This window comes from uncultured Streptococcus sp., assembly GCF_963521255.1.
GTDB lineage: Bacteria > Bacillota > Bacilli > Lactobacillales > Streptococcaceae > Streptococcus.
The window spans coordinates 229,906-245,199 of the sequence record NZ_CAUQTU010000001.1; the positions used below are offsets into that span (position 1 = coordinate 229,906).

At 40.3% G+C, this 15,294-nt stretch carries 17 protein-coding genes; 3 read left to right on the forward strand and 14 right to left on the reverse strand.

The genetic code is table 11. From position 1 onward, the window contains the following. Window positions 1–246: 246 nt before the first annotated feature. Complete coding sequence (gene leuS / locus RWP09_RS01060) at window positions 247–2,748, reverse strand: leucine--tRNA ligase (protein WP_261076471.1); 2,502 nt, start codon at window positions 2,746–2,748, stop codon at window positions 247–249. A gap of 320 nt (window positions 2,749–3,068) precedes the next feature. On the opposite strand from leuS, the gene RWP09_RS01065 reads away from it, so the two are divergent. Genes RWP09_RS01065 through RWP09_RS01075 form a run of 3 tightly spaced genes read left to right on the forward strand, consistent with a single transcriptional unit; the run spans window position 3,069 to window position 6,861 of the window. Further along, window positions 3,069–4,109, forward strand: coding sequence for an ABC transporter substrate-binding protein (locus RWP09_RS01065; RefSeq protein ID WP_042901711.1), 1,041 nt, complete (start codon window positions 3,069–3,071; stop codon window positions 4,107–4,109). Between the two features lie 12 nt (window positions 4,110–4,121). Further along, the gene (locus RWP09_RS01070; RefSeq protein ID WP_314432936.1) at window positions 4,122–5,213 is read left to right on the forward strand and encodes an ABC transporter ATP-binding protein; all 1,092 of its coding nucleotides are present in this window, start codon (window positions 4,122–4,124) and stop codon (window positions 5,211–5,213) included. Continuing rightward, window positions 5,203–6,861 (forward strand): iron ABC transporter permease, encoded by a 1,659-nt coding sequence (locus tag RWP09_RS01075; protein WP_314432938.1) that lies wholly within the window; start codon window positions 5,203–5,205, stop codon window positions 6,859–6,861. The genes RWP09_RS01070 and RWP09_RS01075 overlap by 11 nt, the downstream gene beginning before the upstream one ends. A 102-nt stretch (window positions 6,862–6,963) precedes the next feature. Here RWP09_RS01075 and RWP09_RS01080 read toward each other — a convergent pair whose 3' ends face one another. From RWP09_RS01080 to rpmD, 13 genes are all read right to left on the reverse strand, one after another. Beyond that, window positions 6,964–7,656, reverse strand: a complete 693-nt coding sequence (locus tag RWP09_RS01080) for a histidine phosphatase family protein (RefSeq protein WP_314432940.1) — start codon at window positions 7,654–7,656, stop codon at window positions 6,964–6,966. Window positions 7,657–7,900: 244 nt separating this feature from the next. Further along, window positions 7,901–9,238, reverse strand: coding sequence for a PFL family protein (locus RWP09_RS01085; protein WP_314432942.1), 1,338 nt, complete (start codon window positions 9,236–9,238; stop codon window positions 7,901–7,903). 9 nt (window positions 9,239–9,247) lie between these two features. After that, on the reverse strand, window positions 9,248–9,514 hold the full coding sequence (locus tag RWP09_RS01090) for an ACT domain-containing protein (RefSeq protein WP_000644124.1): 267 nt from the start codon (window positions 9,512–9,514) through the stop codon (window positions 9,248–9,250). Between the two features lie 263 nt (window positions 9,515–9,777). Next, the gene (gene rplQ / locus RWP09_RS01095) at window positions 9,778–10,164 is read right to left on the reverse strand and encodes a 50S ribosomal protein L17 (RefSeq protein WP_000331493.1); all 387 of its coding nucleotides are present in this window, start codon (window positions 10,162–10,164) and stop codon (window positions 9,778–9,780) included. Between the two features lie 11 nt (window positions 10,165–10,175). Next, window positions 10,176–11,111 (reverse strand): DNA-directed RNA polymerase subunit alpha, encoded by a 936-nt coding sequence (locus tag RWP09_RS01100; RefSeq protein WP_000568988.1) that lies wholly within the window; start codon window positions 11,109–11,111, stop codon window positions 10,176–10,178. Between the two features lie 42 nt (window positions 11,112–11,153). Beyond that, window positions 11,154–11,537, reverse strand: coding sequence for a 30S ribosomal protein S11 (gene rpsK, locus RWP09_RS01105; protein WP_001118385.1), 384 nt, complete (start codon window positions 11,535–11,537; stop codon window positions 11,154–11,156). A 17-nt stretch (window positions 11,538–11,554) separates the two neighbouring features. After that, window positions 11,555–11,920: a 30S ribosomal protein S13 gene (rpsM, locus tag RWP09_RS01110; protein WP_000090781.1), complete on the reverse strand. Its 366-nt coding sequence runs from the start codon at window positions 11,918–11,920 to the stop codon at window positions 11,555–11,557. A gap of 17 nt (window positions 11,921–11,937) precedes the next feature. Continuing rightward, the gene (gene rpmJ / locus RWP09_RS01115) at window positions 11,938–12,054 is read right to left on the reverse strand and encodes a 50S ribosomal protein L36 (protein WP_001808836.1); all 117 of its coding nucleotides are present in this window, start codon (window positions 12,052–12,054) and stop codon (window positions 11,938–11,940) included. Between the two features lie 24 nt (window positions 12,055–12,078). Continuing rightward, window positions 12,079–12,297, reverse strand: coding sequence for a translation initiation factor IF-1 (infA, locus tag RWP09_RS01120; RefSeq protein WP_001029883.1), 219 nt, complete (start codon window positions 12,295–12,297; stop codon window positions 12,079–12,081). 116 nt (window positions 12,298–12,413) lie between these two features. After that, a complete protein-coding gene (locus RWP09_RS01125) occupies window positions 12,414–13,052 on the reverse strand; it encodes an adenylate kinase (protein WP_001050436.1) in 639 nt (212 codons plus the stop codon). Window positions 13,053–13,201: 149 nt separating this feature from the next. Continuing rightward, entirely contained in the window at window positions 13,202–14,512 is a 1,311-nt protein-coding gene (secY, locus tag RWP09_RS01130; protein WP_061088480.1) for a preprotein translocase subunit SecY, read from the reverse strand. Window positions 14,513–14,524: 12 nt separating this feature from the next. Then, the gene (gene rplO / locus RWP09_RS01135; protein WP_000766087.1) at window positions 14,525–14,965 is read right to left on the reverse strand and encodes a 50S ribosomal protein L15; all 441 of its coding nucleotides are present in this window, start codon (window positions 14,963–14,965) and stop codon (window positions 14,525–14,527) included. 144 nt (window positions 14,966–15,109) lie between these two features. Next, complete coding sequence (rpmD, locus tag RWP09_RS01140; protein ID WP_000057241.1) at window positions 15,110–15,292, reverse strand: 50S ribosomal protein L30; 183 nt, start codon at window positions 15,290–15,292, stop codon at window positions 15,110–15,112. Window positions 15,293–15,294: the final 2 nt, after the last annotated feature.

A 15,294-nucleotide genomic window follows, 5' to 3' on the forward strand; every position in this document is an offset into this window, starting at 1 on the left:
TCCCCTCCTCTTTACCTCACCAGTTTAACAAAAAGAATGAAAGAAAAATCGACTTTTGAGATAAGTGGTTGAAATGAGATGTTAAGTGGTGAGATGATGGAAACAGAATTATATTTTTCATTCAAAAAATCCCCCAGATTCTACTCTGAAGGATTCCTATCTTATTTCACAACAATATTAACCAATTTAGTTGGCTTCAATAGTCCAGGGGACTATTGAAGGTGGCAGATAGAGCTAATAAACTCGTTATTTAACGACGATATTAACGAGTTTGTTAGGTACACTAATCACTTTCACAATTTCCTTACCGTCAATTTCTGCTTTGACTTTTTCATCCGCTAGAGCAATTTCTTGCAATTCTTCGCGTGATAGGTCTTTAGCAACCATGAGTTTGGCACGAACTTTTCCTTTGATTTGAACGACGATTTCGATTTCGTCTTCAACCAATTTACTTTCGTCCCATGTTGGCCAAGCTACATAAGAGATAGATTCTCCTGTTGCTGCAAGAGTTTGCCAAAGTTCTTCTGCCAAGTGAGGTGCAAATGGGGCGATCATTTGGATAAAGCCTTTGGCGTAGTCTACATAAAGTTTGTCTTCCTTGTTGGCAGCGTTGACAAAGACCATAAGTTGGGCAATGGCAGTGTTGAATTTGAGGGATTCGATTTGCTCAGTAACAGCTTTAACCGTTTCATTATAAACCTTGTCGAGAGAGCCATTGTTTTCTGCAACAATTTCCTTGCTTGTAATCAAACGGTAAACACGGTCAAGGAACTTACGGCTTCCTTCCAGACCTTCTTCTGACCAAGCAATCGAAGCATCAAGTGGTCCCATAAACATTTCATAAACACGAAGGGTATCGGCACCATATTGCTCCACCACGTCGTCTGGATTAACAACGTTCTTGAGCGATTTAGACATCTTGGCTGGCGCTTGCTCCAACTCTTCCCCTGTTTCCATATGGAAGAAGGAACCGTCACGTTTTTCAACCTTATCAGTTGCCACAAGAGCTCCACGGTGGTCACGATAGCTTGTTCCCAAAATCATTCCTTGGTTAAAGAGTTTTTGGAATGGTTCTTTCGTCGGAACAACACCGAGGTCATAGAGGAATTTGTGCCAGAAACGAGCGTAGAGCAAGTGAAGAACAGCATGCTCTGCCCCACCCACGTAGATATCTACTGGCAACCATTGTTTGAGAAGATCCTCATCGGCCAATTTCTCAGTATTGTGTGGGTCAATATAGCGGAGGTAGTACCAGCTTGAACCTGCCCATTGTGGCATGGTATTGGTTTCACGACGACCTTTAACACCATCTTCACGAGTCACTTCAAGCCAATCTGTCAAGTTAGCTAGTGGACTTTCCCCTGTACCTGAAGGGCGGATGTCCTTGGTTACTGGCAAGACAAGTGGCAATTCACTTTCAGGAACAGCTGTTGAAGTTCCATCTTCCCAATGAATGATAGGAATTGGCTCTCCCCAGTAACGTTGACGGCTAAATAGCCAGTCGCGGAGACGGTAGGTAACCTTCTCTTTACCACAGCTTTTTTCTTCCAACCAAGCCACAATCTTGGCAATAGCATCTTCTTTGTTGAGTCCATCTAGGAAATCTGAATTAACATGAAGGCCATCTTCTGTGTAGGCAGCTTCTTCAACATTTCCACCTTCAAGTACTTCGACGATTGGAAGGTCAAATTGTTTAGCAAATTCCCAGTCACGTTGGTCGTGGGCAGGAACAGCCATTACCGCACCTGTTCCATAACTAGCAAGAACATAGTCGGCAATCCAGATTGGAATTTCCTTACCATTGACAGGGTTGATGGCATAAGCACCAGTCCAAACCCCTGTTTTTTCTTTGGCAAGATCTGTACGAGCCAAGTCAGACTTAAGGCTAGCTTGGTGTTTATAGTCTGCTACAGCTTCTGCTTGCTCTGAACTTGTGATAGCGTCTACTAATTCATGTTCAGGAGCCAAGACAGTGAAAGTCGCACCGAAAAGAGTATCAGGACGAGTAGTAAAGACTGTAAATTCCTTGTCTGTTCCTTTTACTTTAAAAGTTACATTAGCACCAGTGGATTTCCCAATCCAGTTGCGTTGCATGTCCTTGATAGACTCTGGCCAATCAAGTTCATCTAAGTCATTGAGCAAGCGCTCTGCGTAAGCCGTGATTTTGAGCATCCATTGGCGCATTGGTTTGCGGACAACTGGATAGCCTCCACGCTCAGAAGTTCCGTCAGGAAGCACTTCTTCATTGGCAATGGCAGTTCCCAATTCCTCAACCCAGTTTACTGGTACTTCAGCTTCATAGGCCAAGCCTTTTTCGTAAAGCTTGGTGAAAATCCATTGAGTCCACTTGTAGTAGTTTGGATCTGTTGTATTGACTTCACGATCCCAGTCATAAGAAAATCCAAGCGCATTGATTTGGCGTTTGAAGTTGGCAATATTTTCTGCTGTAAATTCTGCTGGGTCATTACCAGTATCCATAGCGTATTGCTCTGCAGGCAAACCAAAAGCATCCCAACCCATTGGGTGAAGGACATTGTAGCCTTGCGCACGTTTGTAACGGCTGAGGATATCGGTTGCTGTGTAACCTTCTGGGTGTCCTACGTGCAGACCCGCTCCAGACGGATAAGGGAACATATCAAGAGCATAAAACTTCGGTTTTGATGCATCTGTTCCTGTCTTAAATGTATGATGTTCTGCCCAGTAGCCCTGCCACTTAGGCTCAATTTCTTTATGATTGTAAAAACTCATGGTCTCTCTCCAATTTTGTGATGTTACTATTATACCATTTTTGAGGGAATTTGAAAGACGAGAAATGTTCTTTTGGTCTTGGATGGTAAAAAAGTTCGAATAGCAAATCCAACTTATTTAGCAGTATAAAAAATTAGCTAGCACTTGAAATTAACTTATATCGATTATTTGTCTCTTCCATCTTTTTCCCCTGGCGCCTTTGACTCATATTCCCCGTTTTAGATTTCTTTAAGGTTTTTATTATATCCTATAGAACTCTGCAAATTATAAATATTAAGCAAATTGTAGAGTGAAAACGTTCGTAAAAAAAGGAGATTCTTATGAAAAAACTACTATTCTTTCTCTCTTGTGGATGGATATTTCTTACTTTATCTGGATGTTCTTCAACAACAGATTCGGAAACTAACACTGAGACAGATTCGGATAATGCTTTGGTTATCTACTCGCCTAACCCTGAAGACCTTATCGAAGAGACAATCCCTGCCTTCGAAGAAAAATATGGTATTAAGGTTGATTTAGTACAAGCCAGTACGGGTGAATTGTTCAAAAAAGCTGAGGCCGAAAAAGAATCCCCAGTAGCCGATGTCATTTTCGGAGGCTCCTACGCCCTCTTCTCTTCTAACGAAAAACTTTTTGAACCTTATATTTCTCAAGAGAACGACCAGATAATCCCTGAATATCAAAATAAAACAGGATTCTACACACCTTATACACTGGATGTCAGTGTTATCATTGCCAATTCAGCTCTTACAAAAGATATTAAAATTGAAGGCTACAATGATCTACTCAATCCTAAATTAAAAGGAAAAATTGCTACTGCTGATCCAAGTAATGCTTCTAGTGCCTTTGCACAACTAACAAACATGCTTGTAGACCAAGGTGGATACGAAAATGAACAAGCTTGGACCTATGTGAAAAATCTATTTACCCTAGTAGATGGAAAAATTGCATCTAGCTCTTCAAATGTTTACAAAGCTGTCGCCGATGGAGAAATGGCTGTAGGACTCACCTATGAAGATCCTGCCTTAAAACTCTTAAACGACGGAGTTGATGTAAAAGTTATTTATCCAAAAGAAGGTACCGTCTTTTTACCTGGTAACGCGGCTATCGTCAAAAATGCCAAACACATGGAAAACGCTAAGAAATTTATCGATTTCATCCTTTCTCAAGAAATCCAAGATAAGCTAGGAACTGAAACTACAATCAGACCCATTCGTAAAAATGCTAAAACCAATAAAAATATGAAGGCTATGACAGAAATCAAGATTGCCACCGAAGATTCAGATTATGTCATTAAAAATAAATCCACTATTCTTAAAAAGTACAATGACATTTTTACAGATATCCAATCTAAACAGTAAAAGAGGTTCACTATGAGTGAGATCAAAATTATTAACGCCAAAAAAATCTACCACGATGTTCCTGTTATTGATAATTTAAATATTACAGTTCCCAAAGGAAGTCTCTTTACCATCCTTGGTCCTTCAGGGTGTGGGAAAACGACTCTTCTTCGTATGATTGCAGGTTTCAACAGTATCGAAGGCGGAGAATTTTACTTCGATGATACAAAAATTAATAATATGGAACCCAGCAAACGCAATATCGGGATGGTTTTCCAAAACTACGCTATTTTCCCACATTTGACTGTCCGAGATAATGTTGCTTTTGGTCTTAAGCAAAAGAAGGTTCCAAAAGAAGAATTGATTCAACAAACCAATAAGTATCTTGAACTTATGCAAATTGCTCAATACGCAGATCGAAAACCTGATAAACTCAGTGGTGGACAACAACAACGTGTCGCCTTGGCACGTGCCTTAGCGGTTAATCCAAGTGTTCTCCTCATGGACGAGCCACTTAGTAATCTGGATGCCAAACTTCGCTTGGATATGCGTCAAGCCATTCGAGAAATCCAACACGAAGTGGGAATTACAACCGTCTATGTGACCCACGACCAAGAAGAAGCCATGGCGATTTCAGACCAAATTGCTGTTATGAAAGATGGGGTGATCCAACAAATCGGCCGACCAAAAGAACTCTATCATAAACCAGCTAATGAGTTTGTGGCAACCTTTATCGGACGCACAAATATTATTCCTGCCAATCTTGAAAAACGAAGCGACGGCGCTTATATCGTCTTTTCAGATGGCTATGCCCTTCGAATGCCAGCTCTTGATCAAGCTGAGGAGCAAACTATTCATGTAAGCATTCGTCCTGAAGAATTCATTAAAGATGAATCTGGAGATATTGAAGGAACTATTAGCGATAGCGTCTATCTTGGACTGAATACTGAATACTTCATCGAGACAGGCTTTGCCTCAAAAATTCAAGTTAGCGAAGAATCAACTTTTGAAGAAGATCTACAAAAAGGCGATCGTATTCGTCTACGAATCAATACTAAAAAATTAAACGTCTTTTCTGCGGATGGTTCCCAAAACCTGATAAAAGGAGTCAACCATGGAACGTAAAAAACTAAATATTTGGACAGTCTCCTCTTTCTTCATCTTTCTTATCTATCTTGTCTTTCTCGTTTATCCTATCGTTACCGTGCTCAAGCAAGCACTCATACATGAAGGTCAATTCTCACTAGCTAATTTTGTCACTTTCGTTAGTAAAGCCTACTACTCTGAGACACTCGTCAATAGTTTCAAGGTTTCCATTACCGCTACTGTCACTTCCTTAGTTGTAGGAACCCTATTAGCTTACCTCTTTTCCATGTATGATTTCAAGGGAAAGAAATTTCTACAAATATTGATTATCATTGCTTCCATGTCAGCTCCTTTCGTGGGAGCCTACTCCTGGATTCTCTTGCTGGGACGAAATGGGGTCATTACTAAATTCCTGACAAATACCCTTCATCTTCCAGCTATCGATATTTATGGATTTAAAGGAATTGTACTTGTCTTTACACTACAATTATTCCCACTAGTATTTCTATACGTTGCTGGGACAATGAAAAGTATTGACAATTCTCTACTTGAAGCTGCTGAAAGCATGGGGTCCTTCGGATTTAAGCGTATCGTAACGGTTGTTTTACCTCTTCTAGTTCCAACCTTACTAGCTGCTGCCCTGCTTGTATTTATGAGAGCATTCTCAGACTTTGGAACACCTATGTTAATTGGTGAAGGATATCGGACTTTCCCTGTCCTGATTTATACCCAATTTATTAGCGAGGTTGGAGGAAATTCTGCTTTTGCATCTGCTTTAGCAGTTATGGCGATTATCATTGCCTTGGCGATTTTCCTTATCCAAAAATACATTTCAAACCGCTACAGTTTCAGCATGAATTCGCTCCATCCAATTGAGCCTAAAAAAACTACAAAAGGAAAAATGGCTGCCATTTATGCAACAGTCTACGGAATTATCTTGTTCTCTGTTCTACCTCAAGTCTACTTGATTTATACTTCTTTCCTAAAAACATCAGGTATGGTATTTGTCAAAGGCTATTCTCTAAACAGTTACAAGGTAGCTTTCAATCGTATGGGATCTGCTATTTTCAATACCATTCGTATCCCTTTGATTGCCTTAGTTCTAGTTGTCCTATTCGCAACATTTATCTCCTACCTAGCCGTTAGAAAACGGAATTTGTTTACAAACTTAATTGACAGCCTCAGTATGGTACCTTATATTGTACCAGGAACCGTTCTAGGGATTGCCTTCATTTCTTCCTTCAATACTGGTCTATTTGGAAGTGGATTCCTTATGATTACAGGGACAGCTTTCATCTTGATTATGTCCCTATCTGTCAGAAGATTACCGTATACCATTCGCTCATCTGTTGCTAGTTTGCAACAAATAGCACCAAGTATTGAAGAAGCCGCGGAAAGCTTAGGAAGTAGTCGTCTCAATACCTTTGCCAAGATTACAACTCCAATGATGCTATCTGGTATTATTTCTGGAGCCATCCTATCTTGGGTCACAATGATTTCAGAACTCTCTACTTCTATCCTCCTCTACAATGTCAAAACAAGAACAATGACTGTAGCCATTTATACAGAGGTTCTCAGAGGGAATTACGGTGTAGCCGCAGCCTTGTCAACTATCCTGACTGTTCTAACAGTAGGTTCCTTGCTCTTGTTTATGAAAATCTCTAAAAGCAATAGCATTACACTTTAGTTTTCCCCATCAAAAACAGCCGAAAGGATTACCCTTGGCTGTTTTTTCTTATCTTGATATTCCTATCAAATCCCTAGCTCATGGCAAGCAAGTCTAGACTGATTAAATAGAGGCTTCCTCCATCTTCTCATGTCCTAGTTCTCGGTAACTACGGTCGCCGACAACCTCAACGCTAAACTGGCCGTCCTCATATTCAAGGATTGTCACGCTACCATTATCGAGACCATGCGGATGCATGCCATTAATCAGATAAACAATGGTTCCAATGGTCATTCCGTGGCTGACAACGAGGGCATTGCCCCCACCTTGCTCTTCCATTTCTTTGGCAATCGCTTCAAAACCTTCCTTGATTCGACTACTGAGTTTTTCCCATCCTTCAGCCCAACCAGCTGTATCGACCTCTACCAAACCCTCAGCCAGTTCAGCATAAGACAATTGGTGAACGTGGTCCACATTAAAGATACGAGGAATAATGCCCATGAAAAGATCACCATCATAAGCCCCGTCAAAGCTACCAAAACACCATTCTCTGACACGCTTGTCCATGCGATAAGGGATTTTCCCCTGCAAGCCAAGTTCATCAAGGATAATTCCCATTGTCTGAATGGTACGCCCTGAATCACTCGAATAAGCGCGCTCAAACTGTAGACCAGATTCTCGCAAACCGATTCCTAATTCTTGAATCCCTCTCTCACCTTCAGCTGTTAAGGGAGTATCGCTCCAACCTTGCGCGCGACCAATCGTGTTAAACATAGTCTTGCCATGACGTACCAAATACAATCGTACTTTTACCATTTTCCGTCCTCCGTTTGCTTCTATTATATCATGGATGATAAAACAAAAGCCACCCAGACAGGCGACTTTTGCAGGAGATTATTATGAAAAAGTTTAGGAGTTCTATTAAATAAAGATATTAGATGAAAATCAAATTCAAACTAAATCAGTGTTATCTGTTTCAAATAATATTAGGAGGTCTTTATTTAATGATTATAGTATACACATCCAACCTTAAATAGAACTTAAAATTTCTCTTATTTTCTTAATTTTTAAAGCTATGAATTGGTGCTGGAATTTGTCCTCCACGAGAAATGAAATCAACAGACGAAGCTCCATTGACCTTCATAACAGGTGCAGTTCCTAATAGGCCACCAAACTCAATCATATCTCCCTCTTTTCCTTTTGGAATGATACGAACAGCCGTTGTTTTCATGTTAATGACACCAATTGCAGCTTCATCCGCAATCATGGCAGCAATGGTTTCAGCAGGCGTATCTTCTGGTATGGCAATCATATCCAAACCAACTGAACAGATAGCCGTCATGGCTTCTAGTTTTTCCAAATTAAGAGAGCCATTTTGCACTGCAGCAATCATCCCCTCATCCTCAGAAACAGGAATAAAGGCACCAGACAAACCACCCACTTGGTTGCAGGCCATCACTCCACCCTTTTTAACTTGGTCATTCAAGAGAGCCAAGGCAGCCGTCGTTCCATGCGTACCAACTGTCTCCAGCCCCATTTCCTCGAGGACACGTGCAACAGAATCTCCAACCGCAGGAGTTGGCGCCAAACTCAAGTCCACAATACCAAACTCCACACCCAGTCTCTCACTGGCCATTTGACCAACCAATTGACCGATACGAGTGATTTTAAAGCCAGTTTTCTTAACTGTTTCGGCTACTACATCAAAGCTCTGTCCACGAACTTTTTCCAAGGCACGTTTCACCACACCAGGACCAGAAACTCCGACATTGATGATAACATCTGCCTCCCCAACACCATGGAAGGCACCCGCCATAAATGGATTGTCCTCAACCGCATTAGCGAATACAACCAACTTGGCCGCTCCCATATCTGATAGATTAGCCGTTTCCTTGATAACTCGTCCCATATCTGCGACAGCCGTCATATTGATACCAGACTTGGTTGAGCCGATATTGACTGACGAGCAGACCTTGTCCGTTTCAGCCAAAGCACGAGGAATAGAATTGATTAGAATCTCATCTCCCTTTTGATAACCTTTTTGTACCAAGGCAGAGAAACCACCAATAAAGTCCACACCAATCTCTTTCGCAGCCTTATCAAGCGCTTTTGCCAGAACCACATAGTCTGTCGCATCTGTCGCTGCTCCAATCAGAGAAATAGGAGTCACCGATACACGCTTATTAACGATAGGGATTCCCAACTCAGCCGCAATTTCATCACCAACAGCCACTAAATTAGCCGCCTTGCTCGTAATCTTTTGATAAATTTTCTCCGCAGCACTATTGATATCTGGATCGATACAGTCCAAAAGGGAAATCCCCATGGTAATGGTTCTGATATCGAAGTTTTGCTCCTCAATCATAGCTATAGTTTCAGTAACTTGTCTAATATCCATGTGCACCTCCTAGATATTATACATAGCTTCGAAAATCGCAGCACTTTGAATATTAATTTTCACATTCAAAGTTTGCCCAAAAGCTTCAAATTCATTACGAAGATAAGTGAAATCTTGTTTTTCATCACTAGAGACGACAGCCATCATCGTGAAATATTCATCCAATACAGTTTGAGAGATATCATCAATATTCAAACCCAATTCTGCAATTTTACCAGAAACACCTGCAACAATTCCAGATTTATCTTTACCAACAACAGTTATAATCGCTTTCATAAGCAAACTCCAATTCTTCTTAAAATAGGAAACCTGAACATTAAACAGATTTCTTCTTAAATAGTATAGCATAATTCTAACTAAAATACTCAAAAACGCCTGCTTACGAAGTTGTTCTTAGGAAAAAACAATTTCGTAAACAAGCGTCTACTATCCCAACTTATGATGAGTGTTCCCGCTAGGACCGAAATCCTAGCGGTAGACCAGAGCTAGACTAAGAGCACAAGACTCCATCATCATAACACTCAACAAAATTGATGATTTTATACTAATTCGATGATCGCCATTGGCGCTGCATCACCACGACGTGGTTCAGTTTTAAGGATACGAGTGTATCCACCGTTACGTTCAGCATAACGAGGTGCAATTTCTGAGAACAATTTTTGAAGTGCTGTAGTAGAAGTGTACTTATCAGTTGCTTCATCATAGTTTTCAGATGCGATTTCATTACGTACGAAAGCAGCTGCTTGACGACGTGCATGTAAATCACCACGTTTACCTAGAGTAATCATTTTTTCAACAGTTTTACGGATTTCTTTAGCACGAGCTTCAGTTGTCACAATTGATTCGTTGATCAAAAGGTCAGTTGTCAAATCGCGAAGCATTGCTTTACGTTGTGAGCTAGTGCGTCCTAGTTTACGGTAAGCCATGTATTCCTCCTTTATTTATCTTTTAATCCAAGACCCAAATCAATGAGTTTGAGTTTCACTTCTTCCAAACTCTTGCGTCCAAGATTTCGTACTTTCATCATCTCTGCTTCAGATTTTTCTGTTAAATCATGCACAGTATTGATACCGGCACGTTTCAAACAGTTATATGAACGCACAGACAAGTCCAGTTCCTCAATCGTACGATCCAAAATACGGTCGTCAGATTCAGTGTCAGCTTCTTTCATCACTTCAGTTGACTTAGCAATCTCAGTAAGATTTGTAAACAAATCAAGATGTTCTGTCAAAATACGTGCTGAAAGCCCTAAAGCATCTTCTGGAATAATTGTTCCATTTGTCAAGATTTCAAGGGTTAATTTGTCAAATCCATCATTGCTACCTACACGAGCAGGTTCAACTTGATAGTTGACTTTGGTAACTGGTGTATAAATAGAATCTACAGCAAGTGTCCCAACTGGTGCATTATCCTTTTTATTTTCATCTGCAGGTACATATCCACGACCACTGTTAACAGTCATAGTCGCTTTTAGAGAAGAACCTTCACCGATTGTAAAGAGATAATGATCTGGATTTACAATTTCAATATCGCTATCTGTCAAAATGTCACCAGCTGTTACTTCAGCAGGACCTTCAACATCCAGTTCGATGATTTTTTCGTCTTCAACGTACGATTTCACTGCAATTCCTTTAATGTTCAGAATGATTTGCATCACGTCTTCACGAACACCTGGAACTGTGTCAAACTCATGTAACACACCATCAATGTTAATAGATGTCACAGCTGCTCCTGGTAGAGAAGCTAGAAGTACACGACGAAGAGAGTTACCAAGAGTTGTACCGTAGCCACGTTCAAGTGGTTCGATTACAAACTTGCCATAATCTTTATTTTCATCAATTTTTGTTATATTTGGTTTTTCAAACTCGATCATTTAGTTACTCCCTCTTAAACGAAAAGCAGTGTAATGCGATGATTATACACGGCGACGTTTTGGAGGACGAGCACCATTGTGTGGCACTGGAGTCACATCACGAATTGCTGTTACTTCAAGACCAGCGGCAGCAAGCGCACGAATAGCTGACTCACGACCAGAACCTGGACCTTTTACAGTAACTTCAACTGATTTAAGACCGTGTTCTTGTGCAGATTTAGCAGCAGCTTCAGAAGCCATTTGAGCAGCGAATGGTGTAGATTTACGAGAACCTTTGAAACCAAGAGCACCAGCTGATGACCAAGCAATTGCATTACCATGCACATCAGTAATCATAACAATAGTGTTATTAAATGTAGCGTGAATATGAGCAATACCAGATTCGATATTCTTTTTCACACGACGTTTACGTGTTGGTTTAGCCAAGACTTTTACCTCCTATATTATTTTTTCTTACCAGCGATCGCAACAGCTTTACCTTTACGAGTGCGAGCGTTGTTTTTAGTGTTTTGTCCACGGACAGGAAGTCCACGACGGTGACGGATACCACGGTATGAACCGATTTCCATCAAACGTTTGATGTTCAAGTTTACTTCACGACGAAGGTCACCTTCAACTTTGATTGCATCCACTTCACGACGGATAGCATCTTCTTGATCTGATGTAAGATCACGTACACGAACATCTTCTGAGATTCCAGCAGCAGCCAAAATTTTCTTAGATGTTGCAAGTCCGATACCATAAACATAAGTCAATGAGATTACTACGCGTTTGTCATTTGGAATGTCAACTCCAGCAATACGAGCCATGTTTTCTCCTTTCTATCTTATCCTTGACGTTGTTTGTGTTTTGGATTTGCTGGGCAAATTACCATAACACGACCATTACGACGAATAACTTTACAGTATTCGCAAATTGGTTTGACCGATGGTCTTACTTTCATTTCTTATCCCTCCAAGTTTTTCGATTATTTAAAGCGGTAAGTGATACGTCCACGTGTCAAGTCATATGGACTCATTTCGACAGTAACACGATCTCCCGCTAAAATACGAATATAGTTTTTACGAATTTTACCAGAAACTGTTGCTAAAATCTGATGTCCATTTTCAAGTTCAACCGTAAACATTGCATTCGGCATTGTATCAACTACTTTGCCTTCAACTTCAATCACATCGTCTTTTGCCACGCAAAAGCACCTCCATAAATTTCGATTCGATGCCTCTAGACACAGAGACAACAATTATAAGTCAGACTATCTCAGTATAACATTTGTAGCTGATTTTTGCAAGTGTGAAAAGCGCTTTATTTCAAATTTGTCAATACTTTTTCGATATCTGAGAAGACATCATTGATATCTTGATTACCTTCGATGTCATGAACCAAACCTTTGGCACGGTAGTGAGCAATGATTGGTTCCCCTTGAGCAATATTCACATCCAAACGACGTTTGACTGTCTCAGGCTTATCATCTTCACGTTGGTAGTAATCTTCTTCTTTATAGTCAACTGGTGGGTTAAAGACCTTGTGGAAAGTTTCTCCAGTTACGCGGTGGATGATACGACCACTCAAACGTTCCAAGAGGCTATCTGGATTCACTTCAATGTTGATAACACCTTCTAGTTCGATGCCAAGTTCAGCCAATGTTTTGTCCAAAGCATGAGCTTGTTCAATTGTACGTGGGTAACCATCCAACAAGAATCCTGTTTCTTTAATATCATCCTGTGAAAGACGTTCTTTTACGATTCCATTTGTAACTTCGTCAGGAACCAATTCGCCCTTGTCAATGTATGACTTAGCAAGAACACCCATTTCAGTTTGATTTGCCATTGCAGCGCGGAACATATCACCAGTTGAGATATGTGCAACATGGAATTGTTCTACGATTTTTGCTGCTTGAGTTCCCTTACCTGCACCAGGTAAGCCCATAATCAAAAGATTCATGATCTGATCTCCTTATTTTATTTTTAAATAGAAGCAAAAAGTCTTTTCACCCCTATTTAAAAACAAAATAGAAGAGGGGAGACCAAACTCTCACAAATGTTAGAGTTAAACCTCCACTCCCTCAGCATTTACTAATTCAGTAAATACTTTTATTCTGTTCTGTCCATGAAACCAACATACTTACGTTTCAATAGGTATCCTTCCAATTGTTTGATTCCTTCAATACCTGTAGAAATAATGATCAAAAGACTTGTTCCTCCAAAAGCAACTGCTTCTGAAAGTCCGAAAACATCTTTTGCCACAATCGGTAAAATAGAAATCACACCAAGGAAGAGGGAGCCAACAGTTGCAAGACGACGAAGAAGTTTAGACATATATTCTTCTGTACCTTTACCAGGACGAACTCCGTGGATATAGGCACCGCTCTTTTGTAGGTTCTCTGCCGCTTTTTCAGGATTAATCTGTACAAACGTATAGAAGAATGTAAAGAGAATAATCAATAAAGCATACATGGCGATACCAGTTGGTGAAGTTGTTGCCAGCATTTCTTGTGCTGTTCTTACCCAAGCCCAATCATGACCTGTAGCGCTTAAAAACTGTAGAATAGCTGCTGGCGCCGCAGTAATCGAACTTGCAAAGATAACAGGGATAACTCCAGCAGGGTTGACCTTCAAAGGAAGGTAAGAGCTAGATGGAGCACCTTGTGCAACCTTAGTATATTGGATTGGAATTTTGTATTCTGCTTGTTGAACATAAGTTGTAAAGTAAATGATCAACAATACAGTAATAATCAAAATGATTACAAAAATAATAGATGAATTGATACGGTCACTTGGGACGTTCACAAAGTAGTCCACATAGATGCCCTGAATCATCTCTGGGATTGAGGAAACAATCCCGGCAAAGATAATCATAGAAACACCATTTCCGTATCCCTTATCTGTAATTTGCTCTCCCAACCAAGTAACAATCATGCTACCAGCTGTTAAGATGATACCAATCATGATAAAGACTTGTGGAGTAAGAGCTGTTTTCAACAATTGAGCTCCAGCCAAAGTATTAAAACCAGCTGTAATCCCGATAGATTGCACAAAAGCTAAAACAAGAGCAATATAACGAGTAGCTTGATTCAATTTTCTTCGACCTACTTCCCCTTGTTTACCCCACTCTACAAATTTGGGTAAAATATCCATTTGCAAGAGTTGTACAACGATAGAGGCCGTAATGTAGGGACTGACACCAAGAGCAAAAACTGAAAAGTTTTTCATGGCATTCCCTGACACCAAGCTCAACATGTTTAAGAAGGATAATCCACTTAAAGCATTCAAGCTATTAGCATTCACACCAGGAACTGTAATGCTAGTTCCGATACGAAAGACCAAAACGATAAAAATTGTAAATAAAATTTTTGATCGAACCTGCTTGACTTTAAGAGCTTCTCTTAATAATTTAAAAAACATAGGTCACCTCTCTTAGATGACTTCTACTGAACCACCTTTAGCAGTGATAGCTTCTTCAGCTGATTTAGAGAATTTAGCTGCTTTCACAGTCAATTTCTTAGTCAACTCACCGTTACCAAGAATTTTAATACCTGATTTTTCAGCTTTAACAATTCCTGCTTCGATAAGAACAACTGGAGTAACTTCAGCACCATCTTCAAAGACGTTCAATTGGTCAAGGTTCACAATTGCGTATTCTTTAGCGTTGATGTTAGTGAATCCACGTTTTGGAAGACGACGGAACAATGGAGTTTGTCCACCTTCAAAACCAAGGCGAACTCCGCCACCGCTACGAGCTTTTTGACCTTTTTGACCACGACCAGATGTTTTACCGTTACCTGATGAAGTACCACGACCAACGCGGTTACGTACTTTACGAGAACCTTCTGCAGGTTTCAATTCATGAAGTTTCATTTTTATTTTCTCCTCTTTTGTAAAATGCTAGCGCCGATAAGGGAGAAAAGGTTGTCTCCCCCATCAACTCGCCTATACGACGTCATCATAGATGACTATATCTAGTTTTAGGGGATGGTATAGTGCACATCCCCTAAAAATTCATTAGTTTACTTCTTCAACTGTTACCAAGTGAGATACTGCTGTGATCATACCACGGATAGCAGCGTTATCTTCTTTAATAACAGAGCTGTTCAATTTGCCAAGTCCAAGTGCTACAACAGTTTTACGTTGTGATGGAATGCGTCCGATTGGAGACTTAGTCAAAGTAATTTTAATTTGAGCCATTT